General features: G+C 72.4%; 2 protein-coding genes. Both read left to right on the top strand.

Translation table 11 applies throughout. The features are described from left to right. The first annotated feature begins 44 nt into the window (after positions 1–44). Complete coding sequence (locus ABD785_RS21535) at positions 45–9389, top strand: amino acid adenylation domain-containing protein (RefSeq protein WP_344831148.1); 9345 nt, start codon at positions 45–47, stop codon at positions 9387–9389. After that, complete coding sequence (locus ABD785_RS21530; RefSeq protein ID WP_344831145.1) at positions 9386–17548, top strand: amino acid adenylation domain-containing protein; 8163 nt, start codon at positions 9386–9388, stop codon at positions 17546–17548. Before ABD785_RS21535 ends, ABD785_RS21530 begins: the two co-directional genes overlap by 4 nt. The last annotated feature ends 3 nt before the right edge of the window (positions 17549–17551 follow it).

Raw genomic sequence — 17551 nt, 5'->3', positions numbered from 1 at the left:
TTGGCCTTAGTGGTGCGGGGTAGGCTGGCTCCCAAGGCAGGTATGTGATCGCCGTTTGCTGTGGGAGAAGGAATAACGTGATTGCTTCTCGGTCGTTCGGCGTGTCTACGGCGCAGAAAGAACTATGGCTCGCGCAGAAGCTGATGCCGGACGTTCCCAACAATTCTCTGGTTGTCTCGGATATCCACGGTCCGGTCGATGACACGGCGATGGGCGCCGCATTACAGCGGGTGCTGGGCGAGACCGGAGTGCTGCGAGTCGGCTTTCACGAGGCCGAGGACGGGTTGCGGCAGGCCGTCCGCGAGCAGGTGGCCTGGGAGCCCTTCTTCGAGGACGTCGGCGATGATCCCGACCCCGAGGGGGCGGCTCGCGCGCTCGCGCAGCGGATCTCACAGCGGCCCTTCGCCTTCGACGGCGAGGTGCTGTTCCGGGCGGGCCTGATCAGAATCGCCGACGACCGCCACTTCATGATCTTGGTTCTGCATCATCTGGTGACCGACGGTTTCGGCGTGTTCATGCTGGTCGAACGGGTCGCGGAGGTGTACTCCGCGCTGCGTCACGGCACGGCCGTCCCCGACAGCGCCCTGAGCGGCCCGGAGGTGGTCTACGACGAGGACGTCCGTTATCTGGCGTCCGAGGAGTTCACCACCGACCTCGAATTCTGGCGGACCTACCTGGACGGCGCGCCCGTCTCGGCCAGGCTGCCGGGCGACGGCGGATCGCCCTCGCCGGGCCTGGTGCGCAGGACCGTGACGGTGAGCCGCACGGAGCTGGGCCAGTGGGAGGCGGCCGCGGAGGCGATCGGCGCGTCGATGCCGAGCATGCTCTCCGGCGCCGCCGCGGTCTTCCTTTCCCGCATGTGCGGTTTACCGGAATTCATCTTCTCGGTGGCGACCGCGAACCGGGTGGGCCCGGCCCGGTTCTCGCCCGGCCTGATGTCGAACACCGTGCCGGTGCGGTTGAAGGTTCCGCTGCTGTCGACATTCGCGGATGTCATCGAGACGCTGTCCGCGGAGATGCGGGAAGTCACCCGGCATTCACGGTGCCAGGGTTCCGACATTCGAAGCGCGGCCGGGCTCTCCGGCTCTATGCAGGGCCCATTCGGGCCGGTCCTGAACATGATCCCGTGGACCGAGACACAGAATTTCGGCGGAGTTCCCGCCTATGCCGACGATATCCGTTTCGGCACGGTGAACGAGTTGATGATCACCGTCCTGGATGACGCGAACCCCTCCGGCGGGCTGCGGATCTGCCTCGACGCCAACGGCGCGCACTACGGAGAGCACGAGGTACGGCTGTTCATCGACCAGCTCATCGCCCTGTGGCGGATGCTGATCGCCGACCCGTACGCACCGATCGGGCTCGTCGACACGCTGGACGAGGACGAGCGGCGCCGGCTCCTGCACGAAGCGAACGACACCGCGCATCCCGTACCGGCGCTGACGGTGCCCGAGGCCCTCAGCGAGCAGGCCGACCGCACACCCGACGCTCCCGCCCTGGTCAGCGGGGACGAGACGGTCTCCTACGCCGAACTGCGGACCCGGGCCCGGCATCTGGCGCGGCACCTGACCGCCCGGGGAGTGGAGCCGGAGCACCTGGTGGCGCTGGCGGTTCCGCGGTCGATCGACCTGCTGGTCGCCATGCTGGCGATCCTCGAGGCCGGTGCGGCGTATCTCCCGATCGACACCGGCTACCCCGCGGAACGCATCGCGCTCATGCTGTCCGACGCGGCACCGGCCGTCATTCTGGCGACGCCGGAACGGGCCGCGCATCTGCCGCCCACGGACGTCCCGGTGATCGATCCCGGCACCGCCGAGCAATCTGTTGAGCAGACCGGCGAGCCCGACGGCCGGAGGCGGGTCCCGGCGCCGTCACCCGGCGGGCTGGCCTACGTGATGTACACCTCCGGCTCCACCGGCGTCCCGAAGGGCGTGCTCGTCACCCACGCCGATGTGGTCGGCCTCGCCGGGGACCGCCGGTTCACCGGCACCTACCGGACCCTGGCGCAGTCGCCCCAGACCTTCGACGCCTCGACCTTCGAGATCTGGGTCCCGCTGCTGACCGGCGGGTGCGTCGCGGTCGCGCCGGAGGGCGAGCGGCTCGACGCGGAGCTGCTGCGCAGGCTGATCGCCGCGCACGATCTGACGGCCGTCTGGGTGACCGCCGGGCTGTTCTCCGTCCTGGCGGAGCAGGACCCCGGCTGCTTCGCCGGGCTGCGCGAGGTGTGGGCGGGCGGTGACGTGCTCGTCGGAGCCGCGGTCCGCCGCGTGCAGCGGCACTGCCCCGGTGTGCAGGTCGTCAACGGCTACGGGCCGACCGAGACGACGACCTTCGCCGCGTCTCATCCGGTGCCGGCCCTCCCCGAGGACGCCGCCCCCGTGCCGATCGGCACGCCGATGAGCAACATGCGCGCGTACGTGCTGGGTCCCGGGCTGGTGCCGGTTCCGGCAGGGGTCATCGGAGAGCTGTACCTCGGCGGTCTGGGCGTGGCGCGCGGATATCTGGGACGGCCGGGACTGTCGGCGTCGCGTTTCGTGGCCGATCCGTTCGGCTCGGGCGGGCGCCTGTACCGGACCGGCGACCTGGTCCGGTGGAACGCCAGAGGAGAGCTGGTCTTCGCGGGCCGGGCCGACGACCAGGTGAAGGTCCGGGGGTTCCGGATCGAACCGGCTGAGGTCGAGGCCCTGCTGACCTCGCATCCGCTGGTCGCGCAGGCGGTCGTGGTGGCGCACGGCAGAGACGGCGCTGACAGGCAGCTCGTCGGATACGTCGCGCTGGACGGCGAGCCGCCTCCCGGGACGGACCTGGCGGCCGAGCTGCGGAGCCTCGCCGTCGGCCGCCTGCCGGAGTTCATGGTCCCCTCGGTGTTCTCGGTGCTGAAGGAACTGCCGCTGACGGCCAACGGAAAGCTCGACCGCCGCGCCCTTCCGCCGCCGGCGGCGCGGAGCACGGTGTCCCGGAGCGCCGCCTCGGCGGAGGAGGAGCTGCTGGCCGAGGTGTTCGCGGAGGTCCTCGGCGTGGAACGGGTGGGGGTGGAGGAGGACTTCTTCGCGCTCGGCGGGCATTCGCTTCTGGCCATGCGGCTGGCGGGCCGGATCCGCGAGGCGCTCGGGTCGGACCTCCCGGTCCGCACGGTGTTCGAGGAACCGACCGTCGCGCGGCTCGCTCCGCATCTGCGGCCGGGCTCCCCGGGCTCCCCGGGCCGTCCGCGGCTGCGGCCCGCCGTCCGTCCGGGCCGGTTGCCGCTGTCCTATGCCCAGCGGCGGCTGTGGTTCCTGTTCCGTTTCGAGGGCCCGTCGCTGACCTACAACATCCCGGTCGTCTTCAGGCTGCGCGGCACGGTGGACGCCGCGGTGATGACCGCCGCGCTCCGCGACGTGGCCGCGCGCCACGAGAGCCTGCGGACGGTGGTGGAGGAGGACGAGGACGGTGTGGCGTTCCAGCGGGTGCTGCCCGCCGGAGCACTGACGCTGGACGTCGTGGAGCGCGACGCCGACCCGGACATGGTGTCCGACGCGGTGATCGAGCTGGTGAGCCATCGGTTCGACCTGGCGGCGGAGATCCCGCTGCGCGCGGGCATCGTCCGGAGCGCGGCGGACGAATGCGTCCTCGTGCTGCTGATGCATCACATCGCAGGGGACGGCGCGTCGATGGCGCCGCTCGTGCGGGACCTGTCGCTCGCCTACGCCGCGCGGAAGGCGGGCGCGGAGCCCGGCTGGGAGCCGCTGCCGGTGCAGTACGCGGACTACACGATGTGGCAGCGTGAGCTGCTCGGCGACCTCTCCGATCCCGGCAGCGTGCTGAGCACCCAGTGGGAGTACTGGCGTACGGAGCTCGCCGGGGTCCCGCAGCCGCTGCCCCTGCCCGCCGACCGGCCGCGGCCGACGTCGCGGAGCCATCGCGGAGCCGCCGTCGAGTTCGTGATCGACGCGGACCTGGCCGCCGGGGTGCGCCGGCTGGCGCAGAAGGAGCGGGCGACCGCGCCGATGGTGCTCCAGGCGGTGCTGGCGGTCCTTCTCGGCCGGCAGGGCGGCGGCGAGGACGTGACCATCGGTTCGCCGATCGAGGGGCGCACCGACGAGGCGCTGACGGAACTGGTCGGCTTCTTCGTCAACACCTGGGTGCTGCGGGTCCGGCTGACCGGCGACCCCTCGTTCGCGGAGGTCCTGAGGCAGACCAGGGAGAAGGCGCTGGCGGCCTTCGACCACCAGGACGCGGCCTTCGAACGGCTGGTGGAACTGCTGAACCCGGAGCGGTCGACCGCCTACCACCCGTTCTTCCAGGTGATGTTCGCCTGGCAGAGCACCCTCTGGCCCGATCTGGACTCCACCGACCTACGGTGGACGCCGGAGTTCCCGGCCAACGTGACGGTGAAGTTCGACCTCACCCTGACCCTCTCCGAGGAGCGGGACGGGCAGGGGATCAGGGGCTCCTTCGAGTACGCCCTCGACCTGTTCGACCGTGAGACCGTCGAACGCATGGCCGCGCGCTACATCCGCGTGCTCGAACAGGTCGTGGCCGACGCAGGCCGGCGGATCCACGGGCTGGACGTGCTGGGTGCGGATGAGCGGGACCTGGTCGTGACCCGGTGGAACGACACCGCGGTCGAGGTGGCTGCGGCGACCGTGCCGGACCTGTTCGAAACCGCCGCGTCCCGGGACCCCGGCGCGATCGCGCTGGTGGAGGGCGAGGAGTCGCTGACCTACGGAGAGCTCGACGACCGGGCGAACGCGCTGGCCGCCCGGCTGGTGGAGCGCGGTGCCGGTCCCGACCGGGTGGTGGCCGTCGCGCTGCCCCGTTCGGCGGAACTGGTGGTTTTGCTGCTGGCCGTGCTGAAGGCGGGTGGCGCCTATCTGCCGATCGATCCCGAGTACCCGAGCAAGCGGATCGAGTACATCCTCGGCGACGCACGCCCGGTGCTGATCGTGACCGACTCCCCGACGGCGGCTGCGCTTCCCGGCCTCGCCATCCCGTCACTCCTGCTGGACGGTGTCACCGATCCGGACGGGGGGCCCGCCGCCGTGATCCGGCGCCCCCACCCCGACGACCTGGCCTATGTCATCTACACCTCGGGGTCGACGGGAGTCCCGAAGGGCGTCGGCGTGACGCACCGGAACGTGACGTCCCTGCTGGCCGGCGCCCAGGGATGGGCCGGGTTCGGCCCTGGCGACGCGTGGGCCTGGTGCCACTCGCACGCGTTCGACTTCTCGGTGTGGGAGATCTGGGGCGCGCTGACGACCGGCGGCCGGGTCGTGGTCGTCCCCTGGGACGTCGTACGTTCCCCGGCCGACCTGTGGACGCTGCTGGACTCCTCCGGCGTGACCATCCTCAACCAGACGCCCTCGGCGTTCTACCAGCTGGCCGCGAACCGGTCCGCGGCGGGCGCGGCGGGCTCCTCCCTGCGCATGGTCGTCTTCGGCGGTGAGGCCCTGGACCCGACCCGGCTGTCGGGCTGGTACTCCGAACCGGGCGCGGACGGCCCGCTGCTGGTGAACATGTTCGGCATCACCGAGACCACGGTGCACGTGACCCGGCTGCCCCTGACTCCGGCGGACGCCGAGGGACCGGCCCTCAGCCCCATCGGCCGGCCGCTGGAGAACGTCCGGGCCTACGTGCTGGACGCGGGGCTGGAACCGGTCCCGGTGGGGGTGCCGGGAGAGCTCTACGTCGGCGGCTCCGGAGTCGCCCGCGGATACCTGGGCCGGGCGGGCCTGTCGGCCGCGCGGTTCGTCGCAGACCCGTTCGGCATCGGCGGCCGCCTGTACCGCAGCGGGGACCTGGCGCGGTGGAACGCCTCGGGGGAACTGGAGTTCCTCGGCAGGACCGACGACCAGGTGCAGGTGCGCGGATTCCGGATCGAGCCCGGCGAGATCGAGGCGGCGCTGCTCTCGCATCCGGCCGTCGCGCACGCCGTGGTCGTCGCCAGGGACGGATCAGCGGACGGCACCGGAGCCCGGCTGGTCGGCTACGTGGTCTTGAGCACCGCGGCCGAGAGCACCGCCGTCACCGGCAGCAGCGGCGGCGTGGTGGAGTTCGGGGCCACCGTCCTCGTGGACGGGGTGGTGGTGGGCGACATCGCGGGGGAGCTGCGGCAGTTCGCGGCATCCCGCCTGCCGGAGTACATGGTGCCCGCGGCGATCGTGCTGCTGGAGCGCCTGCCGCTGACCGCCAACGGAAAACTGGATCGTGCGAGCCTGCCCGCGCCCGTCTTCGCCGCCGGTACGTACCGGGCCCCCGGTACGGCGGTGGAGAAGGCCCTGGCCCGGGTCTTCGCGGATGTGCTGGGGCTCGAACGGGTCGGGACCGACGACGACTTCTTCGCGGTGGGCGGCGACAGCATCCGCTCCATCCAGGTCGTGTCCCGGGCCCGCGCCGCGGGACTGACGCTGACCCCGCGCGACATCTTCGAACGCCGGACGGTCGCCCGGCTGTGCGCCGTCGCCGAGGCGAACGGGGCGACCAGCGGCAGGGCGGTGCTGGAGGAGCTTCCCGGCGGAGGAACCGGATCGGTGCCGCTGCTCCCGGTGGCCCGCTCCCTGCTGGAGCGCGGCGGCGGATTCCGGCGCCTCGCCCAGTGGGTCGCGGTGGAGCTCCCCGCAGGAGTCGACCGGCCGGCGCTGGAGGCGATCACGACCGCGGTACTGGACCGCCATGACCTCTGGCGGTCCAAGCTGGTGCCCGACGACGATCACGGCTGGGTGCTCAGCGTGGACCCGCCCGGCCGGGTCGACGCCGCGGCGCTGATCCGGTCGACCGGGGCCAGGTGGGCCGACGAGGAGTCCTGGGAGCGGCTCGTCACCGGCGAACTGGACGCCGCCCTCGGCCGGCTGGACCCGGGCGCCGGGGTGATGGTGCAGTTCGTCTGGTTCGACGCCCCGGGATCCGGATCGGCCGGACGGCTGCTGGTCGTGGCCCACCACCTGGTGGTCGACGGGGTCTCGTGGCGGATCGTGGTACCCGATCTCGCCGCCGAATGGGCGCGGATCAGTACGGGAGGCGTCCCGGATCCGCCCGCGGCGACGACCTCGATGCGGCGCTGGGCCGCGGCCCTGGCCGAGGAGGCGGAGCGCCCGGAGCGGATCGCGGAACTCGACGCATGGCTGGCCATGACCTCGGGGCCGGATCCGCTGCTGGGAGCGCGCCGATGCGATCCCGCCCTCGATGTGGCGGCCACGGTGCGCAGGCTCTCGGTGTCGACGCCCGCGCCCGTCACCGAGGCCCTGCTGACCGATCTTCCCCGGGCGTTCCGCACCGGCCCGAACGAAGGGCTGCTGGCCGGGCTGGCGATGGCCGTGGCCCGATGGCGCGCGGACCGCGGTGAGCCCGAGCCGTCGGTCCTGATCCGGATGGAGGGGCACGGCAGGGAGGAGCAGGTGATCGCGGGCGCCGATCTCTCCCGGACGGTCGGCTGGTTCACCACGCAGTTCCCGCTGCGGATCGGAGCCGCGGGCCTCGATCTCGAGGACGCCTTCACCGGCGGCCCGAGCGCCGGCGAAGCGATCAAGGCGGTCAAGGAGCAGTACCGGGCCGTCCCCGACAACGGAATCGGCTACGGGCTCCTGGCGAGCCTGAACCCGCGGACGGCGGCCGTCCTCGCCGGCCGTCCGTCCGGGCAGATCGGGTTCAACTACCTGGGCCGCTTCTCCGCGGCGGACGTGCCGGAGCACGCCCGGGGGACGGGCTGGACGCCGGTGCCCGGCAGCACGGAACTGGCGGCCGAATGGGACGCGGACCTGCCCGCGATGGCGGAACTCGACATCAACGCGTTCGTCACGGACACCGCCGAGGGCCCGATCCTGACCGCGTCCTTCGCCTATCCCGGCGGCGTGCTGGCCGACGACGACGTCCGCGAGCTGGCCGGCCTGTGGTCCTCGGCGCTGAGCGCCCTGGCCCGCCACGCCCGTACCCCGGAGGCGGGCGGACTGACCCCGTCGGATCTGGCCCTGGTCGCGATGAGCCGATCCGAGATCGATGCGCTCGAGGCACGGTTCCCGGCCATGACGGACGTCTGGCCGCTGACGCCGATGCAGTCGGGCCTGCTCTTCCACGCGATGGTGGCGGGCGAAGGCCACGACGCCTACCAGGTGCAACTGGTGATGCACCTGGACGGGCGGATCGATCCCGATGTCGTGCGCGCTGCGGGGCAGGAGCTGCTCGACCGCCAGGAGAACCTGCGCGTCGCCTTCGGCTTCGACACCGAGGGCGACGCCGTCCAGGTGGTGCTGGACGGGGTGCGCCTGCCCTGGCGGCACATCGACCTGCGCGACGTGCCGGAACCCGACCGAGAACAGCGCCTGCGGGACCTGCTGGCCGAGGACCGGCGCACCGGTTTCGACGTCGCCGCCGCCCCGCTCCTGCGGATGGCCCTGGTGTCGATGTCCGACCACGGGTTCGAGCTCATCCTGACCAGCCATCACCTGCTGTTCGACGGCTGGTCGCTGCCGCTGCTGATGCGGGACCTGATGGAGCTGTGCGCCGACGGTGACCTCCCGCGGCGGACCGGGGAGTACCGGGACTTCCTGGCGTGGCTGTCGCGGCGCGACCACGCGGAGTCCGGCCGGGTCTGGTCGGCGGAGCTGGACGGTCTCACCGAACCGACCCTCCTGGTGCCGCACGCCGAACACCTCGGCGCCTCTCCCGGCATCGGCCGGGTGGACGTGGCCCTGCCCGGCGCCACAGCACGTGAGCTGGCCCGGCGGGCGAGTGAGCTGGGTGTCACGGTGAACACCCTCGTCCAGGGCACCTGGGCGGTGCTCCTGGGACAGCTGACCTCCCGCCAGGACGTGGCCTTCGGGGTCACGGTCTCCGGCCGCCCGCCGGTGGTGCCCGGGATCGAGTCCATGATCGGGCTGTTCATCAACACGGTTCCCACCCGGGTGCGGTACGGGCCGGGCGACTCCCTCGCCGACCTGCTCACCGGCCTGCAGAACCGGCAGGCCGCACTGCTCGACCACCACCACCATCCGCTGGCCGACATCCATCAGGCGACCGGCATGACCACGCTCTTCGACACCCTCGTCGTCTTCGAGTCCTATCCCTGGGACGGCGACACCGGTGACGTCGCCGTGCCGGGCGGCGTCACCCTCAGGAGCCTCAGCTATGCGGGCGGCACGCACTACCCGCTGACGCTCATGGCCGCGCCCGACCCCTTGCGCGTGAGCCTGCAGTACCAGCGCAACCTCTTCGACCGGCGTGCCGCCGAGGTGATCGCCGCCCGCTATTCGCGCGTTCTGGAACAGCTCGCCGCCGACCCGCACCTGCCGGTCGGCGCCGTGGACGTGCTTCTGCCCTTCGAACGGGCCCTGGCGGGCGGGCGCCGCGCGTCCCGGCCCGCGCCGCGGCAGGGACGGTCACCCGACGCTCGAAACACCGAAAGGCGAAGCCGATGATCCCCTTGTCCTACGCTCAGCGCCGGATGTGGTTCCTGTTCCGGTTCGAGGGCCCGTCGGTGACCTACAACCTGCCCGTGGTCCTGCGGCTGAAGGGCGTGGTGGACGTTCCGGCGCTGGCCGCGGCGGTCCGAGACGTCGTGGTGCGGCACGAGGTCCTGCGGACCGTGGTCGTGGAGGACGAGGGCGGAGCGGCGTTCCAGCAGGTGGTTCCGGAGGACGGTTTCGTCCTGGACGTCCCGGTGCTGGAGGTGGAACCGGACGACGTCTCCGGGATGGTGGCCGAGCTGATCGGCCACCGGTTCGATCTGGCCGCCGAGATCCCGCTGCGGGCGGCGGTCGTACGGAGCGGCCCGGACGAGTGCGTCTTCGTCCTGGTGATGCACCACATCGCGGTCGACGGGGCGTCGATGGCGCCCTTGGCACGGGATGTGGCCTTCGCCTATGCGGCGCGGGCGGACGCCCGTGAACCCGCGTGGGAGCCGCTGCCGGTCCAGTACGCGGACTACACGATGTGGCAGCGGGAGCTGCTCGGCGACGACACCGATCCGAACAGCATCCTGGCCGGGCAGCTCGCGTACTGGCGCGCCGAGCTCGCCGACGTGCCGCAGCCCCTGCGGCTGCCGACCGACCGGCCACGGCCCAAGGTCGCCGGCTACCGCGGCGGCACCCTGGAGTTCTCGATCGAGGCGGCGACGGCCGCGCGCATCCGCGACCTGGCACGCGGCCGGGGTGTGACCGTGCCGATGGTGCTGCAGACCGCGCTGGCGATCCTGCTGGCCCGGCTCAGCGGAGACGACGACGTGACGATCGGATCGCCGATCGCCGGCCGCACCGACCCCGCCCTCGCCGATCTGGTGGGCTTCTTCGTCAACACCTGGGTGCTGCGGGTCCGGCTGACCGGGAACCCGTCGTTCGGTGAGGTCCTGGGGCAGGTGAGAGAGAAGTGCCTCGCGGCCTACGACAACCAGGAGTCGCCGTTCGAGCGGCTGGTGGAGCTGCTGAACCCGCAGCGCTCGACGGCCTACAACCCGCTGTTCCAGGTGATGTTCATCTGGCAGAACAACGCCATGCCCGAGGTGGCGCAGGACGGCCCGAGCTGGACGGTCGAGCCGGTCAGGACCGAGGCGTCGATGTTCGACCTGAGCTTCACGCTGTCCGAGGCGCCGGGAGCCGGCCCCGCCGAGCCGATCCGCGGATTCCTCGAGTACGCCGAGGACCTGTTCGACCCGGAGACGGTGCACACGATCGGCGCCCGGTACGTGCGCCTGCTCGAGCAGATGGTCGAGGATCCCTCACTGCGGTCCGGTGACGCGGAGATGCTCGGCCCGGGGGAGCGCGACCACCTGCTGGCCGGGTGGAACGACACGGCCGTGGAGATCGGCCCGGACCCGGTGCCGCGGCTGTTCGCGCGGCAGGCGGCCGCGACGCCGGACGCGGTGGCGCTGCTCTTCGGCGAGCAGGCGGTCTCCTATCGTGAGCTGGACGAGCGGTCCAACAGGATGGCGCACTGGCTCCTCGAGCGGGGGGCGGGCCGGGGCAGCCGGGTGGCCGTTGCTGCGCCCCGGTCGCCGGACCTGGTCGTGGCGCTGCTGGCGGTGCTCAAGGCCGGCGGCGCGTACGTGCCGGTGGACCCCGACTACCCCGTGGCGCGCGTGGAGTTCGTGGTGTCCGACTGCGCCGCGACCCTGGTGCTCGGTCCCGCCGAGCTGGCACGGGACCTGTCGGGATATCCCGCCTCCGATCCGGGGGCGGCGCTGTCACCGCTGGACCCCGCCTTCGCCATCTACACCTCCGGCTCGACGGGCACGCCCAAGGGGGTGGTCGTGACCCACGGGTCCCTGGTGAACCTCCTGTTCTCCGTGCAGGACCGGTTCCGGCTGACCCCCGCCGACCGGCTGCTGGCCGTCACCACGGTGGCGTTCGACATCGCGGCGGTCGAGCTGTTCCTGCCGCTGCTCGCGGGCGGGCAGGTCCTGCTGGCCACCAGGGACCAGGTGCGGCAGCCGGCGGAACTGCTGCGCCTCGTCGCCGAGGGCGGGGTCTCCCTCATGCAGGCCACTCCGTCGTTGTGGCAGGCACTCATCGAGCACGACCCGGAGGGTCTGGCCGGGCTGAGGGTCCTGTCCACCGGCGAGGCGCTGCCGCCGGAGCTGGCCGGGACGCTGAGCGAGCACGCCGCAGAGGTCACGAACCTGTACGGCCCGACAGAGACCACGATCTTCTCCACGGTGGCTTCGGTGAGGGGAGCCGGAGCACCGCCGATCGGCCGGCCGGTCGCCAACACCCGGGTGCTGATCCTCGACCGGTATCTGCGGCTCGTGCCGCCCGGGGTGACCGGTGAGCTGTACATCGCCGGCGACGGTCTGGCCCAGGGCTATCACGACCGCCCGGGGCTGACCGGGCAGCGGTTCGTGGCCGACCCGTTCGGGCCGGCCGGGACCAGGATGTACCGCACGGGAGACCTGGCGAGCTGGACTCCGGACGGTGAGCTGCTCTACGGCGGCCGCGTCGACCACCAGGTGAAGCTGCGCGGGTTCCGGATCGAGCCCGGGGAGATCGAGACCGCGGTCGTGTCACATCCGGCGGTGGCGCAGGCGGTCGTGGTCGCGCGCGGCAGCGACACCGGCAAGCAGCTGATCTGCTACATCGTGCCCGCGACCGGCGAGACGCGGGACGGGCCGTTCCCCGCCGGTTTCGAGGACCTGCCCGACGAGGTGCGGCGGCATGTGGCGGAACGGCTGCCGGACTTCATGGTCCCCGCGGCGTTCACGCTGCTGGAACGCCTGCCGCTCACCGCGAACGGGAAACTGGACCGCTCGGCCCTGCCCGAGCCGGTGTTCAGCGGCGGGAGGTACCGGGAGCCCGGCACTCCGCAGGAGCGGGCCCTGGCGAGCGTCTTCGCCGACGTGCTCGGGTTGGAGAGGGTCGGTGCCGACGACGACTTCTTCGCGGTCGGCGGCGACAGCATCCGCTCGATCCAGGTCGTGTCCCGGGCCAGGACCGAGGGGCTGGTGCTGAGCCCGCGGGACGTCTTCGAGCACCGCACGGTCGCGCGGCTGTGCGTCGTCGCGGAGGAGAACGCCCTCGCCAAGGACCGGCCGGTGCTGGCGGAACTGCCCGGCGGAGGCGTCGGGCTCGTGCCGCTGCTGCCGGTGGGCCGCCACCTGCTCGAGCGGGGCGGGAGCATCGGCCGCTTCGCCCAGTGGATCACCGTGAACCTTCCCGCCGAAATGCGGCGGGACCGGCTCGCGGGGGTCGCGACCGCCCTCCTGGACCGCCACGACATCCTGCGGTCGCGGCTGGTGCCCGGCCGGGACGGCGAGCCCGCCCTGCGGGTGGGCCCCGCCGGTGCGATGAACGCCGACCGCCTCATCCACCGCGTGGAGGAGACCTGGCAGGACGACACGGGCTGGGCGCGCCTGGTCTCGCGCGAGCTGGACGCCGCGCTGGACCGTCTGGCCCCCGCCGACGGTGTCATGGTGCAGCTCGTGTGGTTCGACGCGCCCGCAGGAGCCCGGCTGCTCGTCGTGGCCCACCATCTCGTCGTCGACGCCGTGTCGTGGCGGATCATGCTGCCGGATCTCGCGGCGGCCTGGGAACAGATCCGCGCCGGGCGGCGGCCGGTGCTGCCCCCGCCCGTGACCTCGATGCGGCGGTGGGTCGCGGCCCTGGCCGACGAGGCCGTGCGCTCCGAACGGGTGGCCGAGCTGGAGTACTGGCGGGCCGCCGTGGCGGCTCCGGATCCGCTGATCGGATCAAGGCGGTGCGATCCGGCCGTCGACGTCGCGGCCACGGTGGACAGGGTCGTGGTGACCCTGCCGCCCTCGGTGACCGAGGCGCTGACGGCCGCACTGCCCCGGGCCTACCGGGCCGGCCCGGCCGAGGGGCTGCTGGCGGGACTGGCGATGGCTGTGGCGCGATGGCGCCGGAAGCGCGGAGTCTCCGAGGCGTCGGTGCTCGTCCGGGTCGAGGCCCACGGACGCGAGGAGGAACTGTTCCCCGGCGCCGACCTGTCCCGCACCGTCGGCTGGTTCACCACGGTGTTCCCCGCCCGGCTGAGCGTCGCCGGCGCCGACCTGGACGAGGCGTTCGCGGGCGGTCCCGGCGCGGGTTCGGTGATCAAGGCGGTCAAGGAGCAGTGGCGGGCGATCCCGGACAAGGGGATCGGCTACGGCCTGCTGCGCCATTTCAACCCCGAGACCGCCGGAGTGCTGGCCGCGCTGCCCTCCGGCCAGATCGGATTCAACTACCTCGGCCACCTCGCCGACGCGGACGCCCCCCAGCGGACCAGGGGAGCGGACTGGTTCCCCGTCACCGAGGGGGAGGCGGGGCTCACCGGTGCGCGGGACGCGGACATGACCGCGATGGCGGAACTGGACATCAACGCGTTCGTCACCACGACCTCCGACGGGCCCGCGCTGACCGCCACGTTCGCCTTTCCCACCGGGGTCCTGAACCGGGAGGAGGTCCAGGAGCTGGCCGACCTGTGGTCCGCGGCGCTGACCGCCCTGGCGGACCACGTGACCCGGGACGGCGCCGGCGGCCTGACCCCCTCCGACCTTCCCCTGGTGTCGGTGAGCCAGCTCGAACTCGACGTCATGGAGGCGAGGATCCCCGGCCTGGCGGACGTCTGGCCGCTGGCTCCGATGCAGTCGGGCCTTTTCTTCCACGCGATCCTCGCCGAGTCCTCCATCGACGCCTACCAGGTCCAGCTCGTGCTGCACCTGGAGGGGCCGATCGATCCGGAACGACTGCGCGCGGCCGGCCAGCGGCTCCTGGACCGGCACACCAACCTGCGCGCCGGCTTCGGCCTCGCGCCCGACGGAGAGCCGCTGCAGGTCGTCGTCGATCACGTTGAGCTGCCCTGGCAGCAGGTCGACCTGCGCGGGCTGCCGGAGGCCGAACGCGCCGAACGGCTGGCCGGCCTGGTGGCGGAGGACGAGCGCACGCCCTTCGAGCTGGCGACCCCGCCCCTGATGAGGATGACGTTGGTCAGCCTGGCCGACCAGCGGGCGGATCTCATCCTGGCCAGCCATCATCTCCTGTTCGACGGCTGGTCGCTGCCGCTGCTGATGCGGGATCTCCCGCGCCTCTACACCGCGGGCGGCGACCTGTCGGCGCTGCCGCCGGTACCGGAGTTCCGGGATTACCTGGTCTGGCTCTCCCAGCGCGACCAGACGGAGTCGGCGCGGGCCTGGGCCGAGGAGCTCGACGGTGTCACCGAGCCGACCCTCGTCGCGCCGTCGGCCCGGCAGAGCGACACCGAGCACGGAGTCGGCACCGTCGAGGTCGGGCTGTCGGTCGAAGCGGGCCTGGCGTTGACCCGGCGCGCGGGTTCTCTGGGGGTCACCCTCAACAACATCGTCCAGGGCTGCTGGGGGGTGTTGCTCGGACGGCTGACCGGCCGGGAGGACGTCGTCTTCGGGATGACGGTCGCCGGGCGCCCGCCCACGCTGAGCGGCATCGGCGAGATGGTCGGGCTGTTCATGAACACGCTGCCCGCCCGGGTCCGCTACGACAGCGCCGACACCCTCGCCGAGGTGCTGACCGCCCTGCACGCCCGGCAGGCCGCCCTGTTCGACCACCACTACTACCCGCTGACCGAGATCCAGCAGATAGCAGGGATCAGCCCGCTCTTCGACACCCTGGTGGCGTTCGAGTCCTACCCGGTCGACAACGCCGCCCTGGATGAGGCCGTCAGCGCCACCGGGGTGCGGATGCGGAGGGCCGCGCCGGTCGTGACGACGCACTATCCGCTGACCCTGGTGGCGGCCCCCGAACCACTCCGCATGATCGTGCAGTACCAGCGCGGCCTCTACGACCACGAGGCCGCGGAGCTCATCGCCGGACGGTTCGTGCGGCTGCTCGAACAGGTGGCGGCCGATCCCGACGTCGCTGTGGGCACGGTGGACGTGCTCAGCGAGGCCGAACGGGAGCTGCTCCTCACCCGGCCGGACGACGCGCCGCCGCCGCACGCTACGGTTCCGGAGCTGTTCGAGAAGATCGTGGCGCTCTCTCCCGAGGCGGCGGCGGTGACCTCTGAGCAGGGATCGCTGACCTTCGGCGAACTCGATCTCCGTGCCACCCGGCTGGCGGCGGAGCTGGTCGGCGCGGGGGTGACCCGGGACAGCGTGGTGGCGGTGGCGTTGCCGCGCTCGGTGGAGCTGGTGGTGGCGCTGCTGGCCGTGCTGAAGGCGGGCGGAGCCTGTCTGCCGATCGATCCGGACCTGCCCGGCCGCAGGATCGAGTACATCCTCGCCGACGCCGGGCCGCGGCTGATCCTGACCGACCGCGACACCGCCGAGCTCCTGCCCGGCAACGAGATCCCGCACGTCCACTGCGACGACCCGCCGCGCACCCGGTGGCTCGGCGACACGGGCTCCTGGCCGGCGCCGCACCCCGGGAACCTGGCCTTCGTCAGCTACACGGCCAGTGCGGGCGGAGCCCCGGTGGGCGCCGGCATCACGCACCGCAACATCATCGACATGGCGCTGAACGGCGGGCCGCTTCAGGAGGGCCGGGTCTCGCCGCATTCCTGGCAGACCTCGGACGCCGCGGCCTGCGAGCCGTGGCCCGCCCTGCTGAACGGGACCGAGCTGGTGATCGCCGGCGTCCCGGCGGGCACCGCCGTGGCCGGCGCACGCGCGTACGTGCTGGGGCCCGGTCTGGCTCCGGTGCCGCCCGGCGTGCCCGGCGAGCTCTACGTCGGCGGGGAGAGCCTGGCCCAGGGGTTCCCCGGCAGACCCGGCCTGACGGCCTGCCGCTTCGTGGCGGATCCGTTCGGGTCGGGCGGGCGCCTGTACCGGAGCGGTGAGACCGCGCGGTGGAACGCCTCCGGAGACCTCGTCCCGGAGGGCCCGGCCGCCGGACGGGCGCCGGCGGGCCCGTGGCTGGAACCGGCCGACGTGGAGGCCGTGCTGGCGGGGCACCCGCTCCTGACCCGGTCGGTCGTCCTCGTCAAGGACCTCGACGAGGACTCCGGCGGAACCGGAGGCGGACGGCTCGCGGTGTACGTGGTGCCGGAGCCGGGAGTGTCGTGCAACGTCGCGGAACTGCGCGAGTACGTGGCACGGAGGCTCCCGGACTTCGACCTGGTGCCCGCGGCCTTCGCGGTGCTGCGCGAACTGCCGCTGGCGGCGGACGGTGAGCCGGACCGGGAGGCGCTGCTGGCGCGGCCCTCCGCCGCCCAGACCTACCGGGCGCCGGGAAGCCCGGTGGAGCGGGTGCTGGCCGGGCTGTTCAGCGAGGTCCTCGAGCTGCCCCGGGTGGGGATCGACGACTCGTTCTTCGCACTCGGCGGGCATTCCCTGCGGGCGACCCGGCTGATCGGCCGCATCCGCGGGGTGCTGGGCGTCAAGCTGCCGATCCGGACGGTCTTCGACGCTCCGACCGTCGCGGAGCTGGCCCGGCAGGTGGATCAGGGCGACACGGGCGAGGCGGCGGATCCGTTCGGGGTCGTTCTGCCCATCAGGACCGGTGGGGACCGGGAACCGATCTGGTGCTTCCACCCGGGCAGCGGGCTGGCCTGGTGCTACTTCGGTCTCGCCGCGGGCTTCCCCGGCCGTCCGGTCTACGGAGTCCAGGCGCGCGGCTTCGACGGTGTGACGCCGCTGCCGGAATCGATCGACGCGATGGCGGACGACTACCTCGAGCAGATGCTGTCCCGGCAGCCGCAGGGCCCCTACCACCTGCTCGGCTGGTCCCTGGGCGGCGTCATCGCCCACCTCGTCGCGACGAAGCTGCGGGAGCGCGGCCACGAGGTGGGCCTGCTGGCGCTCCTGGACAGCCCACCGCGAACGGGAAAGACCACCTACGAGAGCCGGGACTACCAGGAGGTCATGGGCGCGGGCCTGGACAAGTACTTCGGAGACCTGCACGGGACGGACGAGGGCTCCTCCGGCCTGGAGATCGCGACGAGGATCGTCAGCGGCCACATGTCGCTGCTGGGCGGGTTCGTCTCCCCCTTCTACGACGGCGACGCGGTGGTGTTCACCGCGAGCCTGGGCCACCGCGACGGGAAGCGGAGCGGAGGGTGGGAGCCCTTCATCCGCGGAACGATCGAGGAGCACGAGATCCCGTGCACGCACCATGACATCCACCTGCCGGAGAACGCGGCGCGCATTGGCGGGATCATCAGCGGAAAGATCGGGGGCTGAGGC

Source organism: Actinocorallia longicatena (genome assembly GCF_039534125.1).
GTDB lineage: Bacteria > Actinomycetota > Actinomycetes > Streptosporangiales > Streptosporangiaceae > Actinocorallia > Actinocorallia longicatena.
The sequence above is the reverse complement of the archived record's forward strand: the minus strand, read 5'-3'. Positions and strand labels throughout refer to the sequence as shown.